Annotated in this window: 19 protein-coding genes; 6 read left to right on the top strand and 13 right to left on the bottom strand. The window is 53.5% G+C overall.

Features of this window, described 5'->3' with window-relative positions:
* Position 1: 1 nt before the first annotated feature.
* The 4 genes from CPA45_RS12650 to CPA45_RS12635 all read right to left on the bottom strand — a co-directional run bounded on the left by CPA45_RS12650 (position 2) and on the right by CPA45_RS12635 (position 6,277).
* Entirely contained in the window at positions 2 to 1,420 is a 1,419-nt protein-coding gene (locus tag CPA45_RS12650; RefSeq protein WP_096651909.1) for a hypothetical protein, read from the bottom strand.
* Positions 1,417 to 5,019 carry a hypothetical protein gene (locus CPA45_RS12645; protein WP_096651907.1) on the bottom strand — a complete coding sequence of 1,201 codons (3,603 nt, stop codon included), beginning with the start codon at positions 5,017 to 5,019 and terminating at the stop codon, positions 1,417 to 1,419. Before CPA45_RS12645 ends, CPA45_RS12650 begins: the two co-directional genes overlap by 4 nt.
* A complete protein-coding gene (locus tag CPA45_RS12640) occupies positions 5,012 to 5,782 on the bottom strand; it encodes a hypothetical protein (RefSeq protein WP_096651905.1) in 771 nt (256 codons plus the stop codon). Before CPA45_RS12640 ends, CPA45_RS12645 begins: the two co-directional genes overlap by 8 nt.
* A gap of 126 nt (positions 5,783 to 5,908) precedes the next feature.
* Positions 5,909 to 6,277: a hypothetical protein gene (locus CPA45_RS12635; protein WP_096651903.1), complete on the bottom strand. Its 369-nt coding sequence runs from the start codon at positions 6,275 to 6,277 to the stop codon at positions 5,909 to 5,911.
* A 985-nt stretch (positions 6,278 to 7,262) separates the two neighbouring features.
* Here CPA45_RS12635 and CPA45_RS12630 point away from each other — a divergent pair.
* Positions 7,263 to 7,904, top strand: coding sequence for a hypothetical protein (locus CPA45_RS12630; RefSeq protein WP_096651901.1), 642 nt, complete (start codon positions 7,263 to 7,265; stop codon positions 7,902 to 7,904).
* Between the two features lie 128 nt (positions 7,905 to 8,032).
* On the opposite strand, the gene luxS is transcribed toward CPA45_RS12630, so the two are convergent.
* Genes luxS through hisI form a run of 5 tightly spaced genes read right to left on the bottom strand, consistent with a single transcriptional unit; the run spans position 8,033 to position 13,882 of the window.
* Positions 8,033 to 8,557 carry an S-ribosylhomocysteine lyase gene (gene luxS, locus CPA45_RS12625; RefSeq protein ID WP_096651899.1) on the bottom strand — a complete coding sequence of 175 codons (525 nt, stop codon included), beginning with the start codon at positions 8,555 to 8,557 and terminating at the stop codon, positions 8,033 to 8,035.
* Positions 8,558 to 8,578: 21 nt separating this feature from the next.
* Complete coding sequence (locus CPA45_RS12620; RefSeq protein ID WP_096651898.1) at positions 8,579 to 9,949, bottom strand: dihydroorotase; 1,371 nt, start codon at positions 9,947 to 9,949, stop codon at positions 8,579 to 8,581.
* Positions 9,946 to 11,967 (bottom strand): threonine--tRNA ligase, encoded by a 2,022-nt coding sequence (thrS, locus tag CPA45_RS12615; RefSeq protein WP_096651897.1) that lies wholly within the window; start codon positions 11,965 to 11,967, stop codon positions 9,946 to 9,948. The genes CPA45_RS12620 and thrS overlap by 4 nt, the downstream gene beginning before the upstream one ends.
* 46 nt (positions 11,968 to 12,013) lie before the next feature.
* Positions 12,014 to 13,420 carry a cysteine--tRNA ligase gene (cysS, locus tag CPA45_RS12610; RefSeq protein WP_096651896.1) on the bottom strand — a complete coding sequence of 469 codons (1,407 nt, stop codon included), beginning with the start codon at positions 13,418 to 13,420 and terminating at the stop codon, positions 12,014 to 12,016.
* Between the two features lie 48 nt (positions 13,421 to 13,468).
* A complete protein-coding gene (gene hisI, locus CPA45_RS12605; RefSeq protein WP_096651895.1) occupies positions 13,469 to 13,882 on the bottom strand; it encodes a phosphoribosyl-AMP cyclohydrolase in 414 nt (137 codons plus the stop codon).
* A 116-nt stretch (positions 13,883 to 13,998) separates the two neighbouring features.
* On the opposite strand from hisI, the gene CPA45_RS12600 reads away from it, so the two are divergent.
* On the top strand, positions 13,999 to 15,183 hold the full coding sequence (locus CPA45_RS12600; RefSeq protein ID WP_208858508.1) for an S-(hydroxymethyl)glutathione dehydrogenase/class III alcohol dehydrogenase: 1,185 nt from the start codon (positions 13,999 to 14,001) through the stop codon (positions 15,181 to 15,183).
* A 59-nt stretch (positions 15,184 to 15,242) separates the two neighbouring features.
* Here the strand turns inward: CPA45_RS12600 and CPA45_RS12595 are convergent, their stop codons facing one another.
* Positions 15,243 to 16,424 (bottom strand): AAA family ATPase, encoded by a 1,182-nt coding sequence (locus CPA45_RS12595; protein ID WP_096651894.1) that lies wholly within the window; start codon positions 16,422 to 16,424, stop codon positions 15,243 to 15,245.
* Positions 16,425 to 16,451: 27 nt separating this feature from the next.
* Positions 16,452 to 17,087 carry a TetR/AcrR family transcriptional regulator gene (locus CPA45_RS12590; RefSeq protein WP_096651893.1) on the bottom strand — a complete coding sequence of 212 codons (636 nt, stop codon included), beginning with the start codon at positions 17,085 to 17,087 and terminating at the stop codon, positions 16,452 to 16,454.
* Positions 17,088 to 17,267: 180 nt separating this feature from the next.
* Between CPA45_RS12590 and CPA45_RS12585 the strand changes: the two genes are divergently transcribed.
* A complete protein-coding gene (locus tag CPA45_RS12585) occupies positions 17,268 to 18,773 on the top strand; it encodes an MFS transporter (protein ID WP_096651892.1) in 1,506 nt (501 codons plus the stop codon).
* A 78-nt stretch (positions 18,774 to 18,851) separates the two neighbouring features.
* Here the strand turns inward: CPA45_RS12585 and CPA45_RS12580 are convergent, their stop codons facing one another.
* Together CPA45_RS12580 and CPA45_RS12575 are read right to left on the bottom strand one after the other, a co-directional pair.
* Positions 18,852 to 19,328 (bottom strand): hypothetical protein, encoded by a 477-nt coding sequence (locus CPA45_RS12580; protein WP_244287599.1) that lies wholly within the window; start codon positions 19,326 to 19,328, stop codon positions 18,852 to 18,854.
* A 102-nt stretch (positions 19,329 to 19,430) separates the two neighbouring features.
* On the bottom strand, positions 19,431 to 19,874 hold the full coding sequence (locus CPA45_RS12575; RefSeq protein WP_096651891.1) for a MerR family transcriptional regulator: 444 nt from the start codon (positions 19,872 to 19,874) through the stop codon (positions 19,431 to 19,433).
* Positions 19,875 to 19,947: 73 nt separating this feature from the next.
* Here CPA45_RS12575 and CPA45_RS12570 point away from each other — a divergent pair, with 73 nt between their 5' ends.
* The 3 genes from CPA45_RS12570 (at position 19,948) to CPA45_RS12560 (ending at position 23,287) form a co-directional block, all read left to right on the top strand.
* Complete coding sequence (locus CPA45_RS12570) at positions 19,948 to 20,976, top strand: SO_0444 family Cu/Zn efflux transporter (protein ID WP_096651890.1); 1,029 nt, start codon at positions 19,948 to 19,950, stop codon at positions 20,974 to 20,976.
* 72 nt (positions 20,977 to 21,048) lie between these two features.
* A complete protein-coding gene (locus tag CPA45_RS12565) occupies positions 21,049 to 21,765 on the top strand; it encodes a potassium channel family protein (protein WP_244287598.1) in 717 nt (238 codons plus the stop codon).
* A gap of 322 nt (positions 21,766 to 22,087) precedes the next feature.
* On the top strand, positions 22,088 to 23,287 hold the full coding sequence (locus tag CPA45_RS12560; RefSeq protein ID WP_165771551.1) for an MFS transporter: 1,200 nt from the start codon (positions 22,088 to 22,090) through the stop codon (positions 23,285 to 23,287).
* The last annotated feature ends 27 nt before the right edge of the window (positions 23,288 to 23,314 follow it).

Below are 23,314 nucleotides of genomic sequence, written 5' to 3'. Positions count from 1 at the left end.
CCTAAATCGTCGCGATCAGCGCCATGTGGTCGGAGGTGGTGAAGATGCGTCCGTAGTTGTTCCACTGGCGAAGCACATCCAATGCTGGCAATGGCGTATTGTTTGCATTTTTATTGGTCTTCGTAATTTGCGCCGGTGGTGCCTGGTATTCTGGGGCTGCCATCTGCATCGGCCAGGAGTAGAAACCTTCGGGCGGGTTGTACAGTGGCGCCGGAACCACATCATAGGGCTGGGGAACTGTGCCATTCATGATGCTGACTTCGCCCATTGGGCCTGCGGCAGTGGTGCCATAGCGCGCCAGGATATTGTCGAGACTATAGTTCTTAGCTGAGGACTGTGAGGATCCGGTTATGCCGAAGCAGGGATAGTAATCAGCGATTGTTCCTACATAGCGATAGGTAGCTTTCTTCAACGGTTTCAGATGTGTTGCCAGATAACCGGTATAGCCGTTAAATGTTGCCTTGTTCCGAGGATCAAACGGAACCGGAGTTGGCGAGGTGAGCGCCATGACGTAGCCGAGATCAGTCAGTGGCTCATAGGCTTGGGTTTGCACCAATATAGGAGGGGTTTGAGCCTCGTCGTAATCAGTCAGATTCAGGTTGAAGTCGCCCAGCACTGCTTTGACTTCGTTGATAGCTGGAGTGGAAGAAATTTCCTCAATTTCAGCCATAGTACTGATGAACTGAGTGGCATCGTTTGTATTGGCTGGAGAGTGCACGATGAAGAAGTTAAGAATGCGTACTACCGTGCCATCGCCATCTATCTCGCCAAAGGTCACTTGATAGGGAGTTCTCTGTCTGTTGAAAGCTATTTCTTGCCCTGCATCGAGAGTTCCGGCTTTCATGTGAAAGACAGGGTTTGCGGCACAGATATTTTCCTGGGCACCGGCGTTCGGTAGTCCTACAGGAACTTGCCGGTTTGGCAGTGCACCATCAAACATATTCGGGTAGGCCGCAGTGGTGGGAGCCGGTATTTGGTTCGGATCAACGGCTGGGCCTTGCGCTCCGGGCCAGACTCGAGGGCCTGCGAAGGAGAGAGTACTGCTGTCGTAGAACACGGCAACGGAATCAAAGGCACCAGTCTGGAGGGGAGGTACCAACATCCAGCTCGGATTGCCACTGGCCTCGCGCAGGCCCTCCAGTAAATAGAGGCAACCTTCGCCACCGAGCCCAGTGTCGAGAAGGCCTGGTGTCAGATTGTTTGCATTGAACTCAGTCGACACTTCAATGACAACGAAGATGTCGGGAAAGATGCGGTTTCCATCGGGAAGCGTCAGCGACAGATTGTCGATAATGTAGCCGAATATCCCCGTGGAAACTTCCCACTCGCTCAGCCCGAATGCCGGGTTTTCACTGAAGCTTAACTGGTTGATTTTGTGAATATCAAACTTGTCGATATTCCAAACCATTACCCGAGTCATGACGATGTCTCCTTGTCCTGCGGCTGATCAGGTGCGTGGCCTATTTGCTTCACTGGAGCCAGCAATTCTTTCTGAGCCGCATCCTTGTCGATATAGGCGGCGTACCAGCCCAAGGCACCGCTGCCGGTTGGGTCACCGAAGAGGAAGAAATTAATCGGGCTTGAGGGCAACTTCGCCAACCCGAGGAAGGAGAGTGCGATATTGTTGAGCCGTAACACGAAAGCCTTCTGGTTAGAGACGATGGCCTCTTGGCGCAGCAGTAGGCTGTCGATGGAAAGCTTCATGACCCCCTGAATGGAGAGCAGCTTAGCGCCTGGCGATGCGCCCGGTAGTTGCAGGCCGACGAACACCGCTGGCGCCGCCGCACCTTTTACCGAACTTGGTGCCCAGGCCAGCAGCATCTTTGAGGAAAAACCAGCAGCTGACACTAGAGCGCCCGGTGTGCCCATGGTCACCGTGTAGCTGATGCCGTACCAGGGGCCAGAAATTGCCTGGATTTTCGGCTCGATGCCCACGGGCAGGTAGCCAAAGTCGATTGGCCGCTTGTCTTCTGCTCCGGCAATGAAGCCTGAGACACTAAGGGCAAGATCCTTGAACAGGCTATGGTCACGAGCCTTGCTAGCACCCGCATCCAGCCCGAGCCGTTCGGTCTCAAAGGTAAAGGTCACCGCGTTAGGCGCATCAAGTGGCGAGCTCATTGCCACTTCGAGGCCTGAGAACACGAGACCACTCGGTGCATCGTTGACCTTGGCACCCTCAGGCAGACCGAAAGATAGAAGATCGACGTGGCGAGTGGCGTCGTCGACGGCCACGGAAAGTTGAGCGAATTCAAAAATACCACTCATGACGAAGCGGCTGCGGATGGTGCCATCTTTATCCGTCGATAAGGTGTTGAATACCACCCGTTGCAGCGCTAGGCTCGGCAAAGCGCTGTTGTTCAATTCGAACACATTGGTGCTGTTTTGCTCGAACACATAGACGGGAGTTGCCCCTTGGCGCTGGTAGCTGCCGCGTAGAACCACCGCCGTCGCAGGCAACTTACCGACTGAACCGTAGCCAGTGGTCACCGGCGACATAAACAATTGGTTCATGGTGAGCTGAATGCGGCTGCGAAAGTCGGTTAGCGCGGCATTCTCGAACAGCGCCTGCAACTGCAACACAGTGAAGCCAAAGTCACCCTGGGTAGCGAGCGCCTGGGGCATCTCTGGATTGCCACCGGCAGCGACATAGGCTTGATACTGGGGAAGCTGATAATCGATTAGGCCGAACAGGCTACTCGGCACCTGCATGGTAACCTGGGTGCCGTCGACGCTCACCCGGCTGGCAGTGGCACCGAAGTGATGTGCTTCGAAGCGAGAAAAGTCGATGCCTGCCGTGAGCCCTTTGATCTGGTCAGGGAAGCCTGAAGGGTCCACCTTGGCCTTTAGGACGATAAAGCCTTGCCAATTTGGATCCTGCACAATTTGGGCGAAGTTAGCGTAAAGCGTATTGCCCCTCTCTTCTGCCTCTTTGATTCCTTCGCTTAGATAAGCTTGCAAATAGGACGAAAGACCAGCCAGTGCTGTAGCGGCATCACCCTTGCCTGTTAGCGAAAAGTCATCCACACCGACCCACTGATTAGGGTTTTTGACTCTTTCGGTCAGCGACCCATCGCAGTATTTCAGAATCAGAATATTGCTATAAGCGGTGGTATTGAGGCTATTGCCAACTGCCGCCGTCATGCCCCAGTCGGCGATGACCACATTGCACTCAAAGATAGCGCTGGCATCGGCTGGAGAGGGTTCACCAAGGTGCTCTGGATTGACGATGACGGCCAATAGTTGATTGGTTTGGAAAAGGTTCTGCAAATTGGCATCGGGCTCGAGAAAACCAAAATTCACCTCGCCAGTTGCTGGCTTCTTGGCGTTAGACTTGGCCAAAAATATCTTCTGGTAGAGCGCTTCAGCCCCTCCCGATGAGGCGGTGGCGATCTCGGCGTAAAGCCCCTGAGGGGTCGTCGACTGATGTGTCACATCGTGGGTGTTCAGCATCGCACTGTTTTTCTTCGCCGCCCGAAGTTCGGCCACGGCGCGGATACTGGATACCCCTAGTAGGGTTTTGCGCTCCGCACTCAGGATCTGGCTTTCGAAAGTACCGACCAGATCGTCAGCGAAGCCATTGTTGCCCCTGGTTAGCCCCGCATAAGGTGCGAAGGGAAGCAGTAACTTTTCGTTCGTTGGCTGGGCAATTGGTGATGGCGTCGGCAACGGCGGTAAAACGGCGAGATTTCCGGCTGTGGCGTCTGCAGTCGGAGCATAGAGTGGGCTGCCTTGGGGCTGCGCTAGATAGGCTGCTGCACCACTCGGGCCATTGATAATAGCGCCATGGCTGGTGGTGTAATCTGTGACTAGCCGCTGCTTTGGAACGGCCGCCTCCGGATTATCGAGACTGGCACTGGGGAAGGGGAAAATTGGCGCGTAAGCTGAGCGATTGGGGTGGAACTGTACCCGGTCGTAGGAGGCTCCGGCTTGGTAAGGATCGATTTGAAAAAGTTCCGAGCCGAACAGCCCTGGTAGTACTAGGCCGGTATCATCAGTGCTGAAAGCATAGTCGCCAGCTGGTGCGAAGTAGACCTGCGAAAGTGGGTCATTCGCTCTACCACGAGATTGAAATACCAGTGCCCCGCAATTCCTCACAGGTAGGCCATCTTCTCTGTAGCCACCTAGCGCCACCAGCCCGACCGGATTACCGTTTTTATCACGAAACCAACTGGCGATGTCGGTGCCTCCGGTAAAACCAAACAAGCTGCGGTAAAGACCCGCGCCGGGGTCGGAGAGTACGCCATTATTTAGCTTATCCAGGGGGTCAAGTGCGGTGGAAAAGCTGAGTGGAGGCAGCCCCTTGGCCACCTCAAACAGCGGGTATATTTGCCGCTGTTCACTGCCGTCGCTGCCAGTGTAGAGATAGTGAAAACCCGTCTCGAAATAGCTTATCGGGCTACTCTGCATGTCCGTCCGCGACATTAGCCCCTGAATGGTTAGGCAACCAGCGAGATCTCCCTGGAATGGAATAACCAGATCGCCCTTGGCTTCTGGTGCGCCGATGCCGTCGTCCGTGATGAAGACAATCTGCTGCGCTCCAGATTGCCGGAAGAATAGCCCTTCGTCCCGCATCGTCAGTATGACCTGCTGGGGGATCGACAGGGTAAGCCGCTGGCCGAAATGCAGGTTGTAATTGCTGGCTGTGGAGGTGGCACTAAGGCCTTCGAAGAAGGTGATTGTGGTTTCGTCTGCTGCTCCAAAGGTTGGTGTTGCAGTTTCAGGTATCCAGAGTACCGCCGACCCGGAAAAGCGTTGCGGGCTACCGATACCGAACTTGTCGTCCAGCCACTCCTGTACGGCAGTGATAAAGGTCTCCGCTCCTGCTTTGTCAGTTAGCGGAGGTGAGGAGGGGGAAAACAGAAAGTAGCCTTTGTTGAAGGCATCTGAAAGGCTCAACGTCGCAGGCGGATTACTGTCACTGCGGTAGATAAAGCCTACCCACCCAACTGTGTCTCTACTCGGTTTCAGCGTATAGAGTGCGCTATCGAAGTCCTGGGTGAAAAGTGGCTTGCTAGTCATGCGGATCTCCTTCGCGCGCGTCGTCGGACACCATTTTGGGGACGGCGATCTGAGGCCAGGTGATGTTGGCCACCGAGGCTGAGACTTGTGTTTCGGGGGTGGTAGCTGTCTGAAAGAAACACTGTAGGAACAGCATGCCGGGCCCGATTTCGGTTGGCACGGCCAGAGTGATCTTGGCGCCCTTGGCGATATATAGGTCGCCGATGCTGATCTCATCCGGATAGACCTGCACCGGTGCGAGCTGGGTTGCCGTCATGGCGGCAACCGCGTTGCCTTGGATGCGAAATTCGAAATTGGCTGTGTTGGCGGAGACGCCCCGCACCGTGGTAGTGGCGGTGAGAGTAGCGTCGAGCTGGGTGATATAGTGGCCGACTATCGGCTGACCTTTAGCTTGCCAGGAAGCGATATCGCCTTTAAAGCAAAAGGTTTGTCCCGACTGCTTGGCGCTGACGTCTGCCTGTAAAGAAGAGAAGAGCGGTGGGGGCCTAAGCTCAAGCTCGATTTTTCCCGTTGCAGTGGCGCCTGCATTGGCGAGATCCAGGATGAGCATCGGTGCCGTATAACCGAGCAGGTGCTTGCCCATCTCTCGGCCAGCCAATACTAGCTTAACAACCACCTGGCCCATGTTCGGGGCGATTTTTGCCTCAATAGTAAGAGGCCCTGCGGAGGCCTGATGCGGGGCAAGGGCGTTGAAAAACTCAATCACCTCGTCTGTGCTGAGTGCACGAGGACGCCCATTGAGTAGTTTTTCGGCTTGCGCCATGGCAGCAGGTCCTGTCTGATCGATGATAAACCCAGTCCGCGCGCCAGGATGACTACGGCACTACGCAGAAACTGTGCAAAGACTACGCTCTGGCATGTGAGCCAAAGCGTAGGATTTTGGTTGGGATTAACTCGCTGAGGAGAGCGGCCAGGTTGCGACAAAGGCATTGAAAGGCACTGTACTGGTGGACGACTTGATCGTCAGGCTTGCTACCACTGACCCGTTCTGTAGTGGGGTTGGTATCGTCAGCATGAAGGTGCCACCCTCTTCGATGGTGATAGAACCCGCGACGATGTTGAAGGGGATAGTGAGCTTGGGAGCAGTCTGAGTCATTGTGCCCGACCAAATCTGCATCGACCCATAGACAATCGATACCGTAGCATACTGGCGAGAATCTCCGGTCACAGTGGTGTCGATAGAAACTTCAGGGGTTATTGGATAGCTGAATTTCAGCGGTGCGCTGGCCATTAATTCAGCTGTCAAGATATCGCTCATTGTATTCTCTCCCAAATATAGACTTAAGTTATTAAAATTTATTGAAGTTTAGATTTTTAGTCATTTTATTTAAGTGGTGCTGGTCGCTCTAAGTCGACCTGGATGAGTATTGGTTTGATGAGTTGGAAGTGTCAATGTTAAATTTTATTTTGTTGTGAGTTGGTTTTTTCAGTATTGGTCTTGGTTGTCTGTGAATACTGATGTACTTACTAAGTGGTTTGCTTTGTAAATATGATTATTTAATTCAATATATTAAATTTTCCATGTGATGGTTTGTGTGTCGATGGTAGGCATTGGAGAGGTAAAAAAACACCATCGCTGTTGGTTGTGATCATCTGAAAAAATTGAAAGGTTTCTCATAAGCTGCAGGCTTGTGATGGAATTAATTTCACTTTTGGTTTTTAGGTGTTGTGTATATTGATGTGTTTTTTCAAGATGTTGAAATTATTGTTATTTTTTATTTATGTGTTGATTGTAAGTATTTTTTTCTTTCCATGAATAATTAGCTGTTTAAAAACAGTTGCTTATGATTTTTTGTTTGTTTTATGGTAAGGGTTTTGTTTTGTGCTCTTAACTAAGGCTCGTAATATTGTCGCTATCTTGGTTGCATACCTACCTTAAGATTTGTATAGATTGAATTTAGATAAAAAAATTAGCTATTAGAAGGCTTTTGTTATCTGTGTTGCTTGGGAGTGAGTGATGGGCCCATGAGTGGTAGATGATATTAAACTGCGTAATATCAAAGCTATAGAAAACTTTGTAAGGAGATTTTTGTGATCTCCGCTATGTAGTTGTTAACCTGGAAAGTTCTATCTGATTTGGTTGTAATTACTCAGCAGTATATAAGGTAGATGGTTTTCGATGTCGAGAAGCTTGCGCTGATAACTTTTGCAGTCTAATTTTGTTTTGCTGTATGTTTTTGAGTCATATATATAGCCAGCTACTTGGTGTGCGATAACGAATAACTCAAACAAAGGGTAAATAAATGAGTATACAGATTATTTTTACACTGGACTCTAAGGCTAATGATATTCAAAAAGGCGGAAGTTTTGATGCTCCCGTGGCGATTAAGCATCCCAATATGCTCGTTAACCAGGGGGATGGCACCTCGTCCTCCTACGATGGTGATCATCCTGTGTCTGTCTCTCAGGAAGAGCAGATCCATATCTGGCTGGAAGATGTGGACCGGAAGCCAAGTATTCTGATAGCGCCGGTGCGGTTTATTGCACACACGTGGCAAGGTGAAGGTGACGCTAACGCTAAGGTCTTCGTAACAGGTACGCCGAGCAATCCTGAAAAACAAATTAATGTGCTTGGAGATGACAAACCACTCACCATACCCTCATTTATGGAGAAGCATCTCGATGAGTATGGATTCGATTACGCTGACACACAGCCCATATGGTCCGACGATAGCTCGCCGTTTCTCGAGTACTGGCATGATGGAGGAGTGATGGCGGGGCAGGACGGCAAGGCCACGACACCACGCATCCATAACCCCTACGTAACATTCGCCATGGGGGACTCCGATGGAACCCTGAGTTATGGGCTTGAGTTCGTGGTGTACGATAAAGGCAATTGCAGGGGATATTTCTGGTTCGATCCGTTCATTAAGGTCACCTCCTGATTTATAAAAAAGAGCAGCGTCGATGATGCGTTGAAAGGAGGCTTCGGCCTCCTAATTTTTATAGTAGCGGCGCCTGGGGGAGTCCCTCTTCTGAATGTGGCAATACTCGAAGGTGGCTTTGAGTGGCGCTACTTCACATCGTTACCTAAGGCTTTTAACTGCTCGGGGCTGAGGGCGATGTCGTCATTTTTATTTACCCCAATACCTTGCTCAATGATGCTCTGTGCAATCTGTTTGGCTTCTTCTAAAGAGTGCATCACGAAGGTACCGCACTGAAACTCGTTGAGCTCTGGAATCTCTTCCATTCGATTTACCGCTAGCACATCGCGCATAGCGGCGAGCCAAGCATTGCCCACACTCTCTTCGCTTGGGCTTCCCAGTAGGCTCATATAAAACCCGGTACGGCAGCCCATCGGCGAAATATCAATAATTTCGACGCTTTCGCTATTTAAATGATGACGCATAAAACCGGCAAATAAGTGCTCTAGGGTGTGGATACCTTTCTCACCCATCATGTCTTCATTGGGCTTGTTAAAGCGCAAGTCGAATACGGTAATGGTGTCACCGGAGGGTGAGTGCATGGTTTTGGCAACGCGCACCGCCGGGGCATTCATAATCGTGTGGTCAACGGTAAAGCTATCAAGTAAGGGCATGTTGTCTCCTGGCTGGGCCGCTTATATGGACGATTCTAAAAATGCCATGGGTTGTCCTTGAGGGTCCCCTATTAGTACACCATCACGTACGACGGCTTGCCCACGTATCACGGTGGCTATCGGCCAGCCGGTCACTGGTTTGTCGTGGTAAGGGGTCCAGCGACTAACACTGGCGATCCACTCATTAGTGATAAGGCGCTCGGTATTCAGATCGACCAGAGTAAGGTCGGCATCATAGCCAAGTGCAATGCGTCCTTTGCCTTCAATGCCAAATAGCCGGGCGGGCCCTGCGCTGGTGAGATCGGCTAGCCGCTGCAGGCTCAACCGCCCCTTGTTAACATGATCGAGCATGATCGGCACTAGGGTTTGTACGCCAGTCATACCGCTGGGGGAGTTTGGGTAGGGCTTGTCTTTTTCATTTCGGGTGTGCGGGGCGTGATCGCTACCGATCACATCGACCACGCCGTCGCGTATGGCTTGCCAGAGGGCCTGTCGGTGGGTGTCATCGCGCACCGGTGGGTTCATCTGAGCCAAGCTGCCCAGGCGTTGGTAACACTCTGGGGCACAGAGTGTTAGATGGTGAGGGGTGACTTCGACGCTAACGCGGCGCTTGTGATGGGCGAGATAGGCCATCTCATCAGCGCTGGATACATGCAATACGTGTAGCCGTCGACCAATCTCACCGGCCATCTTCACAATGCGCTTGGTAGCCATCAGGGCGCTTTCAGGGTCGCGCCAGTGTGGGTGATCACATACGTCGCCGCTGGCTTCGACCAGGGCGCGACGATCACGTAGCCGGGCCTCATCTTCGGCGTGCACGGCCATGCGCCGCTGGCCATGGCGTAGAATGCGTTGCAAAACGGTGTCGTCATCGGCCAGCAGGTCGCCGAAAGAGCTGCCCATAAAGACTTTCACACCAGCGCAGCCGGGCAGTTGTTCCAACTCAGCCAAATGCTCAGCATTGACCGCCGAACCGCCGATATAAAAGGCGTGGTCGCACCAGGCGCGGCCTTGAGCAAGGTCGAGCTTGGCCTGCAGATCTTCTGGCGTAAGGGTGAGCGGCGTTGTATTGGGCATCTCGAAGACCCCGGTAACGCCGCCTAGCACGGCACCGCGTGTGCCTGCTTCGATGGTCTCCTTGTGGGTTAGGCCCGGTTCGCGGAAATGCACTTGGGTGTCGATGACGCCAGGCAGTACGTGCAGGCCCATGGCCTCTAGGGTGCTGTCAGCCGTCCAGCTAGCGCGCAGTTCCCCCAATGCGACGATACGCCCACCCAGGCAGGCGATATCCAGGCGTTCGGTACCGGCAGGTGTGACCACTTGGCCATTGAACACCAGCAGGTCGGCGTGGCGACGGGCTAGTCGTGCGCTTAGGTCGTCGGTAGTGGTCATGCCGGAGTCTCCACTGCGGATGTTGGCGCGCGCAGGCGCTCCAGGCGGCTGGCTTGTTCGCGGCGCTGGGCATCAAGGTCGGGGGCACGGCTATGTTCTACTAATAGCGTGATCGCCTCATCCACGGGCAGAGTACCTAGATCAGTGCCGTCACGATGGCGCAGGGTAACTTTGCCCTCTGCCGCCTCGCGGCCGCCGACGATCAGCAAAAAGGGAATTCGCTGTAGGGTCTGCTCGCGGATTTTGTAGCCGATCTTTTCATTGCGGACGTCGGCCTTGGCACGAATTTCCGCGCCGCACAGTGTTGCAGCCAGGGTGTTGGCATAATCTGCCTGGGACTCGGTGATCGACATCACGACGGCTTGTTGCGGTGCCAGCCATGGGGGCAACTTGCCTGCGTGGTGCTCGATAAGAATGCCGAGAAAGCGCTCTAATGAGCCGAAAAGTGCGCGGTGCAGCATCACTGGACGTTGGCGTTGGCCATGCTCATCGACGTAGTCGAGCCCAAATCGCTCTGGTAGGTTCATATCCACTTGCAAGGTGCCGCACTGCCAGTCGCGGCCGATGGCATCGCGCAGCACGAACTCCAGTTTGGGGCCGTAGAAAGCACCTTCGCCAGGGTTGAGTTGGTAGTCCAGGCCCATTGTGTCCAGGGATGCGGTCAGCGCACCCTCGAGGCGATCCCATACGGCCTCGCTACCCATGCGGTTCTCTGGTCGAGTAGAGAGCTTCAGGCGCACATCCTCGAAGCCGAACTCGCGGTAAATGTCGAGTACCAGCGCTACCACTCGGCGGCACTCGTCATTCATCTGTTCAGGAGTGCAGTAAATGTGGGCATCATCTTGGGTGAAGTGACGCACTCGCAGAAGGCCATGTAGCGCACCGGATGGCTCGTAGCGATGCACCTTGCCGAACTCTCCCATGCGGATCGGTAGGTCGCGATAGCTTTTTAGGCCGTGGCGAAAAAGCAGCACGCTGCCAGGGCAGTTCATAGGCTTGAGCGCCAGTGAGCGGCCATCTTCGGTCTGGGTGGTGAACATGTGCTCTTGGTAGTTCTGCCAGTGGCCGGAGGTCTCCCACAAGCTACGGTCCATAATGTCTGGCGTATTCACTTCTATATAGCCGCTGTTTTGCTGGCGGCGGCGCATATAGGTGATTAGCGTCTGTAGTACTGTCCAGCCATCGGGGTGCCAAAAAACAGCGCCTGGGGCTTCCTCTTGAAAGTGGAATAACCCTAGCTGGCGACCCAAGCGGCGATGGTCGCGCTTTTCAGCTTCTTCGAGGCGTTTAAGGTGGGACTTAAGTGCTTTGCGGTCAGCCCAGGCGGTACCGTAGACGCGTTGTAGCTGAGCGTTGCGCGCGTCGCCTCGCCAGTAGGCACCGGAGAGCTTGGTCAGCCTGAAGTGCTTGAGAAAACGCGTGTTGGGTACGTGGGGGCCACGGCACATATCCACGTACTCCTGATGGAAGTAGAGCCCAAGACTCTCCTCGTCAGGCAGCTCTTCGATCAGCCGCTGCTTGTAGCTCTCACCACGCTCGTGGAAGAGGCGCAGCGCTTCGTCTCGTGGTACGCGTTGTTTGACAACCTCGTACTCCTGATCGATCAGCGCCTTCATGCGCGTTTCAATGGCTTCCAAGTCTTCTGGCGTAAAGGGGCGCTCATAGGCGATATCGTAATAGAAGCCGTCATCGATAACGGGCCCAATCACCATCTCGGCGCTTGGGTAAAGCTGCTTAACGGCATGCCCGACTAAGTGGGCGCAGGAGTGGCGGATGATCTCCAGCCCTTCGGGGTCGTTGGGGGTGATGACCTGTATGCGAGCATCATGGGTGATGGGGTCGCAGGCATCTACCAGTTGGCCATTTACTCGGCCAGCCAGCGATTGGCGGGCTAGGCCGGGGCCAATAGCGGCCGCAATATCGGCGATACAAGTGGGGGACGTCAGTGTCAACTGGCGCTCATCCGGTAGGGTGATCGTAAGAGGCTCGCCGGTGGCAGTGAAGGGCGTGTCGGTCATGACATGATTCTCGTATTTGATGACGTTGTAGGTACAGACAGAGTCATTAGAGGTTGTCTGCATACAAGGCTGGGTCGCGTGAGAGTGGCTGCCAGTGAGAGCCTTCAGGCGTGTCGCGAACCTCGGCGCCCAGTTCGATCAGCTCATCGCGCAGCGCATCAGCGCGGGCGAAATCACGCTGTTGCCGGGCACTTTCGCGCTCGGCGACCAACGCCTCGATGCGGGCTACCGGCAGGCTGGAGTGCTCCGGCATAAGTGCTTCCAGGGCCTTTGCGGGCGTTTGCTGCAGTAGGCCAAGTAGCTTGGCCGAGGCCAACACACATCCCTTGGCATGAGCGCGTTCGTTATCACTTTGGGCGGCTTTTAATCCATCAACTAGTTGTTGAAGGCGCGCTAGCGCCTTAGCCACGTTAAGGTCATGGTGCAGCGCGTCGAGTAGAGCGCCATCAGGTTGGATATTGCTACCAACATCAAGCGTTTCCACCTCGGCCAGGGCTTGGTAATGGTGGGTTAGCGTACGCCGCGCACGGGTTAAACGTTCGGCATTCCAGTCCAGCGGGCGGCGGTAGTGGGTAGCGAGCAGCGCCAAGCGAATGGCCTCGCCAGGCGCCTGGGCGAGCAGGTCACGCACCAGTAGCACGTTACCGAGGGATTTGGACATCTTCTGACCATCTACGGTAACAAAGCTGTTATGTACCCAGGTATGGCAGTAGCGGGCACCATGGGCGCAGGTGCCTTGGGCGATCTCATTTTCATGATGGGGAAAAATCAGATCCTGGCCGCCGCCATGTATGTCGATAGTGTGGCCCAGGTGCCTGCCAATCATGGCGGTACACTCCACGTGCCACCCTGGGCGCCCGCGGCCCCATGGGCTCTCCCAGCCTGGCTGTTCTGGGGTTGATGGTTTCCACAATACAAAGTCCAGCGGGTTACGTTTGTAAGGGGCAACTTCTACTCGAGCACCCGCGAGCATATCGCTTGGTTGGCGGCGGGATAATTCACCATACTCGGGGTAAGAGGGGACGTGGAACAGCACATGCCCTTGTGCTTCATAGGCATGGCCACGCTCAATGAGCGTCGTAATCAGCAAAACGATATCAGCAATATGCTGCGTGACTCTGGGCTCTAGGTCTGGCGATAGTACCCTCAGTGCCTGCATATCCTCGTGATAGGCGGCAATGTAGCGCTCCGTGATGGTGCCAATTGGCACACCAGCAGCCAGTGCCGCCGCGTTAATTTTGTCGTCCACATCGGTGAAGTTGCGTGCATAAACGACACGTTTATAGTCGTGGCGTAGTACCCGTGATAACAGGTCAAACACCACTGCCGGACGCGCGTTACCAATATGGGCATAGTTATAGACGGTGGGCCCGCAGACATAGAGCGTCACGCGGTCCGGTTGCTCGGTGCGCAGTGGCTCACGGCGGCGTGTCAGGGTGTTGAAGAGTTGCATCTGGCTCCTGTGGCGTTGTGTCCTGTTAGGCGTTAGGTGGCTTATATGTCAATGGCTCAACGGCGCGGTAATGACCTCAACCATCTCGTTGCGAATGGCGTTGTAGAAGCAATTGGGTCGTCCGGTGTGGCAGGCTGGTCCGTGCTGATCAACCCGCAGCAGTATCGCGTCACCATCGCAATCTAGCCGCGACTCGACCAGCCGCTGGCGATGACCGGAGCTCTCGCCCTTGCGCCACAGGGTCTGGCGTGAGCGTGACCAGTAGCACACTTGACCAGTTGTTAGCGTTTCGAGTAACGCCTCGCGGTTCATCCAGGCCAGCATCAGTACCTCGCCGCTGTCGTGCTGCTGAGCGATGGCGGTGATCAAGCCGTCGGCGTTCCAAGGAATAGCATCGATCACCGCTGCTAGCGGTCGGCGCTCGCCACGCTCGGCATTCTCTAGCTGTATCCAAATGTTCATCGGTGGCTCTCATTGCATATCAATTATGTTATAACATAACATAATTGGTGTCTTGAATATCAAGGCTTGCTGGGAGCACAACGCGTTAATACCCAATCCAACCCGCGGAGATGATGATGAAGACACGTGCAGCCATTGCCTGGGAGCCCAATCGGCCACTAGAAGTTGAAGAAATCGATCTGGAAGGGCCGAAAGAGGGCGAAGTCTTAGTCAGGATTGTCACTACCAGTCTGTGTCACACGGATATGTTTACGCTATCCGGCAAAGACCCCGAGGGCTTGTTTCCATGCGTATTAGGCCACGAGGGCGTAGGCATCGTTGAGGAGCTCGGGCGCGGGGTAACCTCGGTAAAACCCGGCGACCATGTGATTCCACTCTATACGCCGGAGGATCCAAATTGCCCCTATATCCGCTCGGGTAAGACCAACCTAAGCCAGACTATTCGTAAGACCCAAGGGCTAGGGTTGATGCCGGATGGCACCAGTCGCTTCTCCTATAAAGGTAAAATGCTGCACCACTATATGGGCACTAGCACCTTCAGCGAGTACACGGTGCTGCCCGAAATCGCCGTAGCCAAGATCAGCCGTGAAGCTCCCCTGGCCAAGGCGAGTGTGATGGGGTGTGCGATACCCACCGGCATCGGCGCGGTGAGAAATACCGCCAAGGTGAAACAGGGCGATACGGTGGCCGTGTTTGGATTGGGCGCCGTCGGTATGGCCGTTATTCAAGGGGCCAAACTCCAGGGGGCTGGGCGGATCATCGGCATTGATGTTAATCCGGCCAAGTTTCCGCTCGCCTTGTCACTGGGCGCGACGGAGTGCCTCGATCCTAACGATTATCCCGAGCCGCTACACGAGGTGATCATCGAGATGACCAATGGTGGCGTTGACTTCTCTTTCGAAGCTGTTGGCAACGTTCGCTTAATGCGTGCTGCGCTTGAGTGCTGCCACAAGGGATGGGGAGAAAGTATCATCATCGGCGTGGCTGGGGCAGGTGAGGAGATTTCGACACGTCCCTTCCAGCTGGTGACTGGCCGGGTCTGGCGGGGCAGCGCGTTTGGCGGTGTGCTGGGGCGTTCCGAACTGCCGGGCATGGTTGATGAGTGGCTGTCAGGGAGTTTCGATGTTGATCCCTATATTACGCACAACATGACCCACGATAATATCAATATGGCGTTTGATCTGTTGCGCCGAGGTGAAGCGATTCGCTCGGTTATGCATTATCAACCTCAAGAAACGATGACAGGGCCTCTACCAGGTAAGCTGGTCGGTGAGGAATTCAATAAGCCTCAGCCTGCTTGAGGTTTATTACTGATCGTACTTGAAATGGCGAGTTGCTTTCTTTCGTTTAATCCGTCCATTTAATCCATCCAATGCCAGGGCGGTTCGTCCAACCATCCCTGGCCGAGGATAACGGTCTCACCAAACTCTTTATTGAGAGCGATCGAGTTACAACTCTCATCTTTTTCCAGAGTGACCACTAAGCGCGGGGCGTGGGAAACCACCCAGACCTGGGTTTCCTGCGATGCGCGGATAATCAGGCGTCCTAGGGCAGGTAGCAGATCCGGATGCAAACTGGTTTCCGGCTCATTTAACACCAGCAGGGCAGGTGGCCGAGGGGTGAGCAACGCTGCTACCAAAAGTAGGTAGCGAAGTGTGCCGTCGGATAATTCTGACTGGTTTAAGGGGCGCAGCAGTCCATCCTGAAGAAATTGTAATAGGAAGCGGTTACCGGCGTCGGCTGCAAAATTGATGGTTGCACCGGGAAAGGCGTCTTCAATCGCCTCGTACAACGCTTCTCTGTCGCCAATCTCGTGGATGGTTCGTAATGCGGCCACTAGGCTGTGGCCATCGTGATCCAGCACCGGGGTGCGGGTACCAATCTGTGGTGTGCGGATAATAGATTGCGAATCGGTTCGGAACTGATCATAGAAGCGCCAACTACGAATGGCTTGCCGGACCGCATGAACCTCAGGCACGGCGATCGGATCACTGATTTCGTTCAAAATACTTTCGTAGCTATTGAGGTGGGCGTCGTAAACCTGCCATTTGCGGCCAACACGTACTTTCACCACTGATCCGACTCGGTCGATCAGACAACTGCTGGGGCGGCAGACGTCGCCAGCCCAGATACACTCGCGCTTTATCTCGGGGTCGAACTGAAACATGGAAGGGTCCCCGTAGCCAGCAAACCCCTGCGGCGCGGGCATTCCCAGTGAAATGGCGTAACCAAAGTCTTCACCCACAAAACCCAGTCTAAGGCGGGGATTGTTTCTCTTGGCGGAGCCTTCAATGGGCGCAGTGCCATCTTTCATGCTTTTGGTGAGTTTTTCCGGGCCAGCCCAGAAGGTGTAATCAAGCCCGCCTTCCTGGGCAATCGATGAGATCAGATTGCCTTTAGCCGTCTCTGCCAGTAGCCGCAGCGATTTATACAGGTTGGATTTTCCACACCCATTGGGCCCGGTAACCACATTGAGGCCTGTTAGGGGAGAGACAACGTTTTTCAGACTGCGATAGTTGGATACGGCAAAGGCGTTAATCATAGGCGCTGAAATCCGCGATAAAAAAGTTTATCTGGTTGTCTTTTTCGGAGGGGGCAGCATACGCAGACAAGCATCTGCCACTTGGTGTGCAAAGCGTGCACGGTCGTTAGCCTTGGCTGCAATGATATCGTCTGTGGCGCCATGCACTCCTGAATAAATAAGCAGAGCCACTACCCTTGGTTGCTCCACTCGCCAGGTGCCCGCCAATTGTCCACCTTCAATGATGGCTAGCAGTTGATCAAGAAGGGCGTTCCTGGCTTGGTTGGAACGATCATGATGGTGATGGTTGGTGTAGACGATGTCGTGCGTTCGGTATGTTTGTGCATACACGTCGACGCTAACTTCAATCCATGTTCTCAATCGCTGCAGCCAATCGTGGTCTGGGCAGGCATCCAGGGCTTTCTGGAGGCGCGCTAGAAAGTCAGCCGTGTACCGTTCACCCAAAGCAACCAGCATGTCGTTCTTGGATGAGAAGTAGTGATAGAACGTGCCTTTGGCAACTTGGGCTTCCTTAACAATTTCGTTGATTGTTGTGGCTTCAACGCCTTTGGCCAGGAAGAGCTTTTCGGCGGCAGTCATCAGCTCATTTAGGCGAATTTCAGCCGGTTTGGTTCTTGGCGCTTTAGCTGCCAGCGGCGTTGGCTTCGTTGTCTTATGATCCATTATGTCGATTTTTAACTCTTGGTTGGCTTCAACATCCCTTAGAAAATACGGCCTAGTTTAGGCGAGCTAAGGCTCAGAGCATAGGCGATCGATACAGTATAATTTATTGACCGACGGTCGGTCGATTTGTATGCTTAAGCAAAGAGCACGCAATTTTCTATCTCACCGTAAGGAACTGTCATGCAGCCTTCTCGCCGCTACGGCGCATTGTGCGCTGTTTGTCTTGGAAGCTTTATTGCCACACTTGATATCAGCATCGTCAACGTGGCACTCCCTACCATGCAGACGGCATTACGCACCGATATCGTAGGGCTGCAGTGGGTAGTCAACGCTTATGCGATCTGCCTATCTGGGTTCATGCTGTCTGCGGGTCCAATAGCGGATAGGTATGGTCAAAAGCGCGCTTGGCTCAGTGGTGTTATCCTGTTCACGCTGGGCTCGGCAGTGTGCGGTTGGGCGCCGTCATTGCCGGTGTTGCTGGTGGGTAGGGCCATCCAGGGAACTGCTGGCGCTTTCCTGATCTGTGGTGCTATGCCTATTCTTACCTCTGCCTTTCCCAATCCAAAGGAGCGTTCGCACGTAATCGGTGCTTGGTCAGCCTCCAACGCCTTGGCGCTAATCCTGGGGCCGTTATGCGGGGGGCTATTGCTGCATCATTTTGGCTGGCAGAGCATTTTTTTGATTAATCTTCCACTGGGTATATTGGTCGTTGTGCTAGGCATGTACGGCATTACCGAGCGTAAGTATCCCGAACACGCTGCACGTGATCCGTTGGGCCAAATTCTTAGTGTGGTAGCCCTGGGCGCATTGGCTTTTGGCATGATTGAGGCAGGCGAAAATATCAAAATGGGAGGCATTGCATTGATGGTCGCCGTGATCAGCTTTGTACTGTTCGCGGTGGTAGAAAGTCGAGTAGAACGGCCTTTACTGCCGATAGCACTTCTGCAGGAGCGCGCTTTTTTAGTGGCGAATTTCGCCTCGTTCATATTGGGATTCTCTTACTACAGCAGCCTGTTCTTTTTCTCGATTTTTCTCCAGCAGATTCAGCAGTGGTCGCCTGTTGAGGCTGGCTGGCGCATGATGCCGCAATTTGTCATGACGCTGTGCGTTTCTCTGCTATTCGGAAGATTAAATAAGCTGATTCCTCTACGGCGGTTAACGGCAGTAGGATACGGCTTCGCTGGGCTCGCTTTGCTATTAATGGCAACGGCCACGGCACAAACACCTTACTGGATTGTAGGGGTATGGTTTGCGTTACTCGGTGTCGGGGTGGGGCTGGCCGTTCCTGCCACTAGCATTGCCGTGATGAGCTTGGCATCGGCTGAACTATCGGGAGCCGCCTCTGCAACAATGAATGCACTTCGCCAAGCTGGCATGACAATTGGTATTGCGCTGCTTGGTACATTAATGAGTGAGCGGGCGATTGATGTTTTTGCCTCTGCCGTAGCTGAGAGAGGAGTTGAGCAAGGAGTGGGTAGTGTGGAACAGATTGCGCGTGAGGCTATTACTCAGCACGTATTCCCCAACACCTCAATCGCTCTTCAAGACCTTTTTACCCGCGCGATGGAAAGTGGTTTTCATTTGGCAATGTTGTTAGCAGGGCTCGCCTGTTTTGGCGTACTAAGCTTGCTGCTCATGGGTAATATTCATGCAGGCCAACGATATAGCCCTGGTTCCAGTCCATAGATGACACTGTAACTTCTTCTAGGCGTGTTAATCGATGTCTCAAGGTGGAAACTACTCTGTCAGGCCGTACGCTACCCGCTAATGGGAATTAGCAGGGTGGTCGGCAGGGATAAAGGTCGTAGGCTCTGCCACTGGAGGTAGCTGCTTGTTTTCCAGAGTTGCCAAGGCAATCTTGTAGCAATCCTCGATATGTCTGTTGCCCATGTACTTCATGGCAGTAAAGCTAATACTGCCCGCCACAGCGCTGCCAATAAAGGGAACAAACTTAGAAACACCTTTGGCAGCAACTTTAACGCCCATCTTGTTCAGTAGCGTTATGATTAACGTCTTGGTGATGTATTTTCCGGCTAACTTGCTTCCCGTATTGGAAATGGCGGTCATTACAAAAAGCTTGGTTTCAGTATCTAGGCTTTCGATTTGTTCAGGCGATAAACCAAACTGGGCATTAATTTTGGGAATTATGCGCATCAAGATGGCCACGTCTGAGCCGATATCCAGCCCAGGTATGGGAATAATGGCGGTGCCTGCCGAGATCCCTGCGCTTTTGGTCACCATCGAATAGCATGACTTTTTAATGACGTCGAGTTATTCCCTTGTCTCAATCATGCGGTGTTCCTTTGTTACGATACTGAACTGCGACATTGCAGGGGGCAGTCTTTACGCCGTCACTTCTCCGCATCCTCGCTCGGTGCAGGTGGGTTGGTGGTCATACAGCGTTTGAATTATCTGACAGTTAGCCGCCTTGCCGCCTCGGCATTGATGCACCACTTGGCGCAGTTCCCCTGCCAGTGCTTGTAAGGCAGCGATGCGTTCTTCCAGGTGTTCTAGGTGGCGGCTGGCGATGTCATCGGCGGCGGTGCAGTCGGTATCGGGGGTGTCGGAAAGTGCTAATAGCTCCTGAATACTGTGCAGGTCTAGCCCTAGGCTGCGGCCATGGCGAATAAAGCCAATGCGCTCCAGCGCTGCCTGATCGTAAAACCGATAGCCTTGTTCACCTCGCTGCGGCGGTGCCAATAACCCCAGCTTTTCATAGTGTCGAATGCTTTCTGGCGAACATCCGGTTCGGCTGGCGACTTCCCCAATACGATAGTAGCGTTTCATTGGCTTGACCCTGTAACGATTACAGGGTTTAGGCTAGTCGTTATTCTCTTGGCTAACAAGCAGGTAACCGACGATGAGTCTGATCAATGAGCTGTTGAGTATTGCGCTAAGTGCTGCGCCTTGGCTAATGCTGGGGCTGGTGATTGCGGGATTAATTAAAGCGTTGATGCCAGAACACTTATTGCAACGTTGGATGGGGGGGCGTGGGCTGGGCAGCATTTTACGCGCCTCGGTGATTGGTATGCCGTTGCCGCTGTGTTCGTGTGGGGCGATTCCCACCGCGCTGGCGTTGCATCGGGGGGGAGCGGGTCGTGGGCCAACCACGTCTTTCCTGATTAGTACCCCCGGCGTTGGGGTGGACTCAATGCTCATCACCAGTGTGCTTTTAGGTCCATTAATGGCGCTGGCACGGGTGCTGGGAGCGTTGGTAACCGCGATAGTGACGGGTATTTTAGTGGGCTTTACCGGCCAAGCAGTGCTGCCGAAAAGCACCCCTGTTAGCAGCTGCTGTGCATCAAAAGGGTCTGATGATGGCAATGCTCACGCACATGCCACTGAGCCGACGGGGGTAATCGCAGGATTAAAGTATGCCTTTAGTGATTTATTGGATGACATTAGTAGTTGGATGTTTGCCGGTTTATTATTGGCGGGGGTGCTGGTTACCTTTGTGCCGCCAGAAACCCTGGTAGGTTTTTCGGGTGGTTTGTTGGCGCTAATCCTTATGGCGGTCATCGGCATTCCTTTGTATATCTGTGCTACCGCAGCCACACCGGTTGCCGCAGGCTTACTATTGGCGGGCATTTCACCGGGGATGGCGTTAGTTTTCCTACTTGCTGGCCCTGTGACGAGCTTAGCAACGCTGGCTATTTTGCGTCGTGAGTTTGGCAGCCAAGCGTTGGTGATTTATCTGGGGAGCATTCTGCTGGTGACGGTGCTGATTGGCTGGGTGTTTGATCAAGGGTTGGCGATGACAGGGTGGGATCCTGTGCAACAGGCCAGCCAAGTTCAGGAACTGCTACCTGAGTGGCTAGAGTGGTTGGCCTTAGGCGCATTGGTACTGTTTTCTATCCGCCCAGTGCGTAAGCGGTTGCTGGAGTTTTAGGTCGCTGTATCCACTAACTACGTTGTTTTGAAAATGAACATAAAAAGAGCTGATTTATACCGGGAGTTAGCCTTGGAGGCGCATTTGCGTCAGGGGCTGTCGGCCATAAACAGAGTTATCTGCGTACTGATTTTGCTGGCATCGTTTGTGGCTATTTTGGAAACGGAGCCAATGCTGCGGGCGCTTTCGCCGCGCCTTTTTCCTACTTTAGAAACCGTGTTTGTGGTGATCTTTATCGGTGAGTATTTATTGCGCCTGTATGTTGTCGGTGAAGACCCTCATTATCGCGGGGTAAGAGGCCGGTTACGCTATGTGTTTTCGTTTTGGGCTTTGGTGGATTTACTGGCGATTTTGCCTTATTTCCTTGGGATTATGGTTCAAGACAACGGCTTTTTACTGCGCCTGTTGCGTTTGGGGCTAATGCTGAGGCTAACTCGTTTAGGTCGATTCAGCCAAGCTTGGGCAGCGCTGACAGAGGCGCTGAAGTCTCGTTCTCATGAGCTGTGGTTGAGTGTGGGTTTGGCGATGTTATTGCTGTTATTTTCCTCTTTCTGCCTGTATTTGGCGGAAGCGTCAGACCAACCGGTTGCTTTTGGCAGCGTGCCCCGTGTGCTGTGGTGGAGTGTTACTACGCTGACGACGGTGGGGTATGGCGATATGGTTCCTATCACAGGGTTAGGCAAGTTCTTTGCGGGTTTAACGGCGGTGGCGGGCATCGGGATTATTGCGATACCCACCGGCATTTTAGCAGCGGCGTTTAGCGATGCATTTCAGAAGAAACAGAAATAAGAAAACAGTAAAGTTAAGCGCCCTGATATCTCCTGGGTTATGAAACGTGTATTGATGAAGAGACAGGCCGCCATAGACAATACGCATCCTACCTGACCACGAAGCTTCAATTCTCCAGCTTGTTATTAGTCCTTCAGCGCCGTAGTCATAAATCGTCGATACCTTAAGTCCGCTCCTTTTCGCCACCTCGCCCACACTCAATGCCCATTCGCCAGAGTCTATGTGCTGATCCATTATTTCTCTTGACCTCAAGTTAACCTGAGGTTTTACAGTAAGCGCCGATTCTTATTTAGCAATGGCCGATAAAGGGTGGGCAGTGGGTATGCGCAATAGCAATTCGAGATCAATACCGTTGGTAAGAACGATCCTGCTGATCATTCTGATTGGGCTCAACCTGCGGCCATCCATGGCGGCTATTGGGCCGCTGGTTGAGGCAATCCGTCACGATGTAAGCCTTTCATTTACACAGTTGTCGCTTTTAACCACGTTGCCGGTACTAGCGATGGGGCTGGGGTGTTTTGCTAGCGCATTGCTCGCAAAGCGGATCGGCTTTAACAGCGTGATTACTCTGGCGCTTGCGTCGATTGCTTTATCGGACGCGTTGCATTGGTTTGGCTTCGGGTATACAGGCTTATGGGTAGCCGCGCTGGGTGCCGGCATTGGCATAGCGTTTATCCAGGCCGCACTTCCTGCGGTGATAAAGCAGGCGGCAGGTGAGAAAACCCCAATGGTGATGGGGTTCTACATTGCCTCCATTATGGGGGGCGCGGCGCTCGCCTCTGCCATTACCCCTGTAGTGAGCGACTATATTGGCTGGCAGAGCGCCTTGGCGTTATGGGGACTTTTAGCACTTGCAGGGCTCGTTTGCTGGGTGATGCGCAGGCAGCAAGTACTGCCAGCCCCTAGTCAAAACAACAGAGTTAGCATCGCTTTTTCAGCGATGGCGCGGCAGCCTCGGTTTTGGTCGTTGGCGATTTTCTTTGGTTTAGGCACGGCGGGTTATACCTGCCTTCTGGCTTGGATTCCGCCCACCTTTATCCATTTAGGTTGGTCTGAAACGCAAGCGGGGCTGGCGCTTAGTTGGCTAACGGCCATCGAGGTGATGGCTGGCCTAACGTTTCCGATACTGGCTCAACAAATGAAAGACCGTCGCCCGGTGTTATTGCTGGTACTTCTGTTGTCGGTGGCGGGCTTTTTGCTTCTTGGGCTAATGCCTAAAACAATGGCTTGGTTGGCAACCGCGCTGCTGGGGTTAGGAATTGGTGGCCTATTTCCCTTAAGCTTGATCATCACTATGGATCACTCAGACGATCCCGTGCTAGCTGGTCAACTGACTGCTTGGGTACAGGGCATCGGCTATCTCATTGCCTCTTTAGCACCTATCGCGGCGGGGTTGATAAAAGACTTGCTGGGAGGGTTTGAGCAGGCATGGCTGATGCTTGGGGTGATTTTTATTGGACTGATAGTGATGAGCCTCCGTTTTGATCAATCTAAAGCGCCCCAGCAGCTACGCTTTAGTTAGGGCAAGGAGGTTCTCGGCAATCTAGCT

It is taken from the genome of Vreelandella nigrificans (assembly GCF_002374315.1).
Classification (GTDB): domain Bacteria; phylum Pseudomonadota; class Gammaproteobacteria; order Pseudomonadales; family Halomonadaceae; genus Vreelandella; species Vreelandella nigrificans.
The sequence above is the reverse complement of the archived record's forward strand: the minus strand, read 5'-3'. Positions and strand labels throughout refer to the sequence as shown.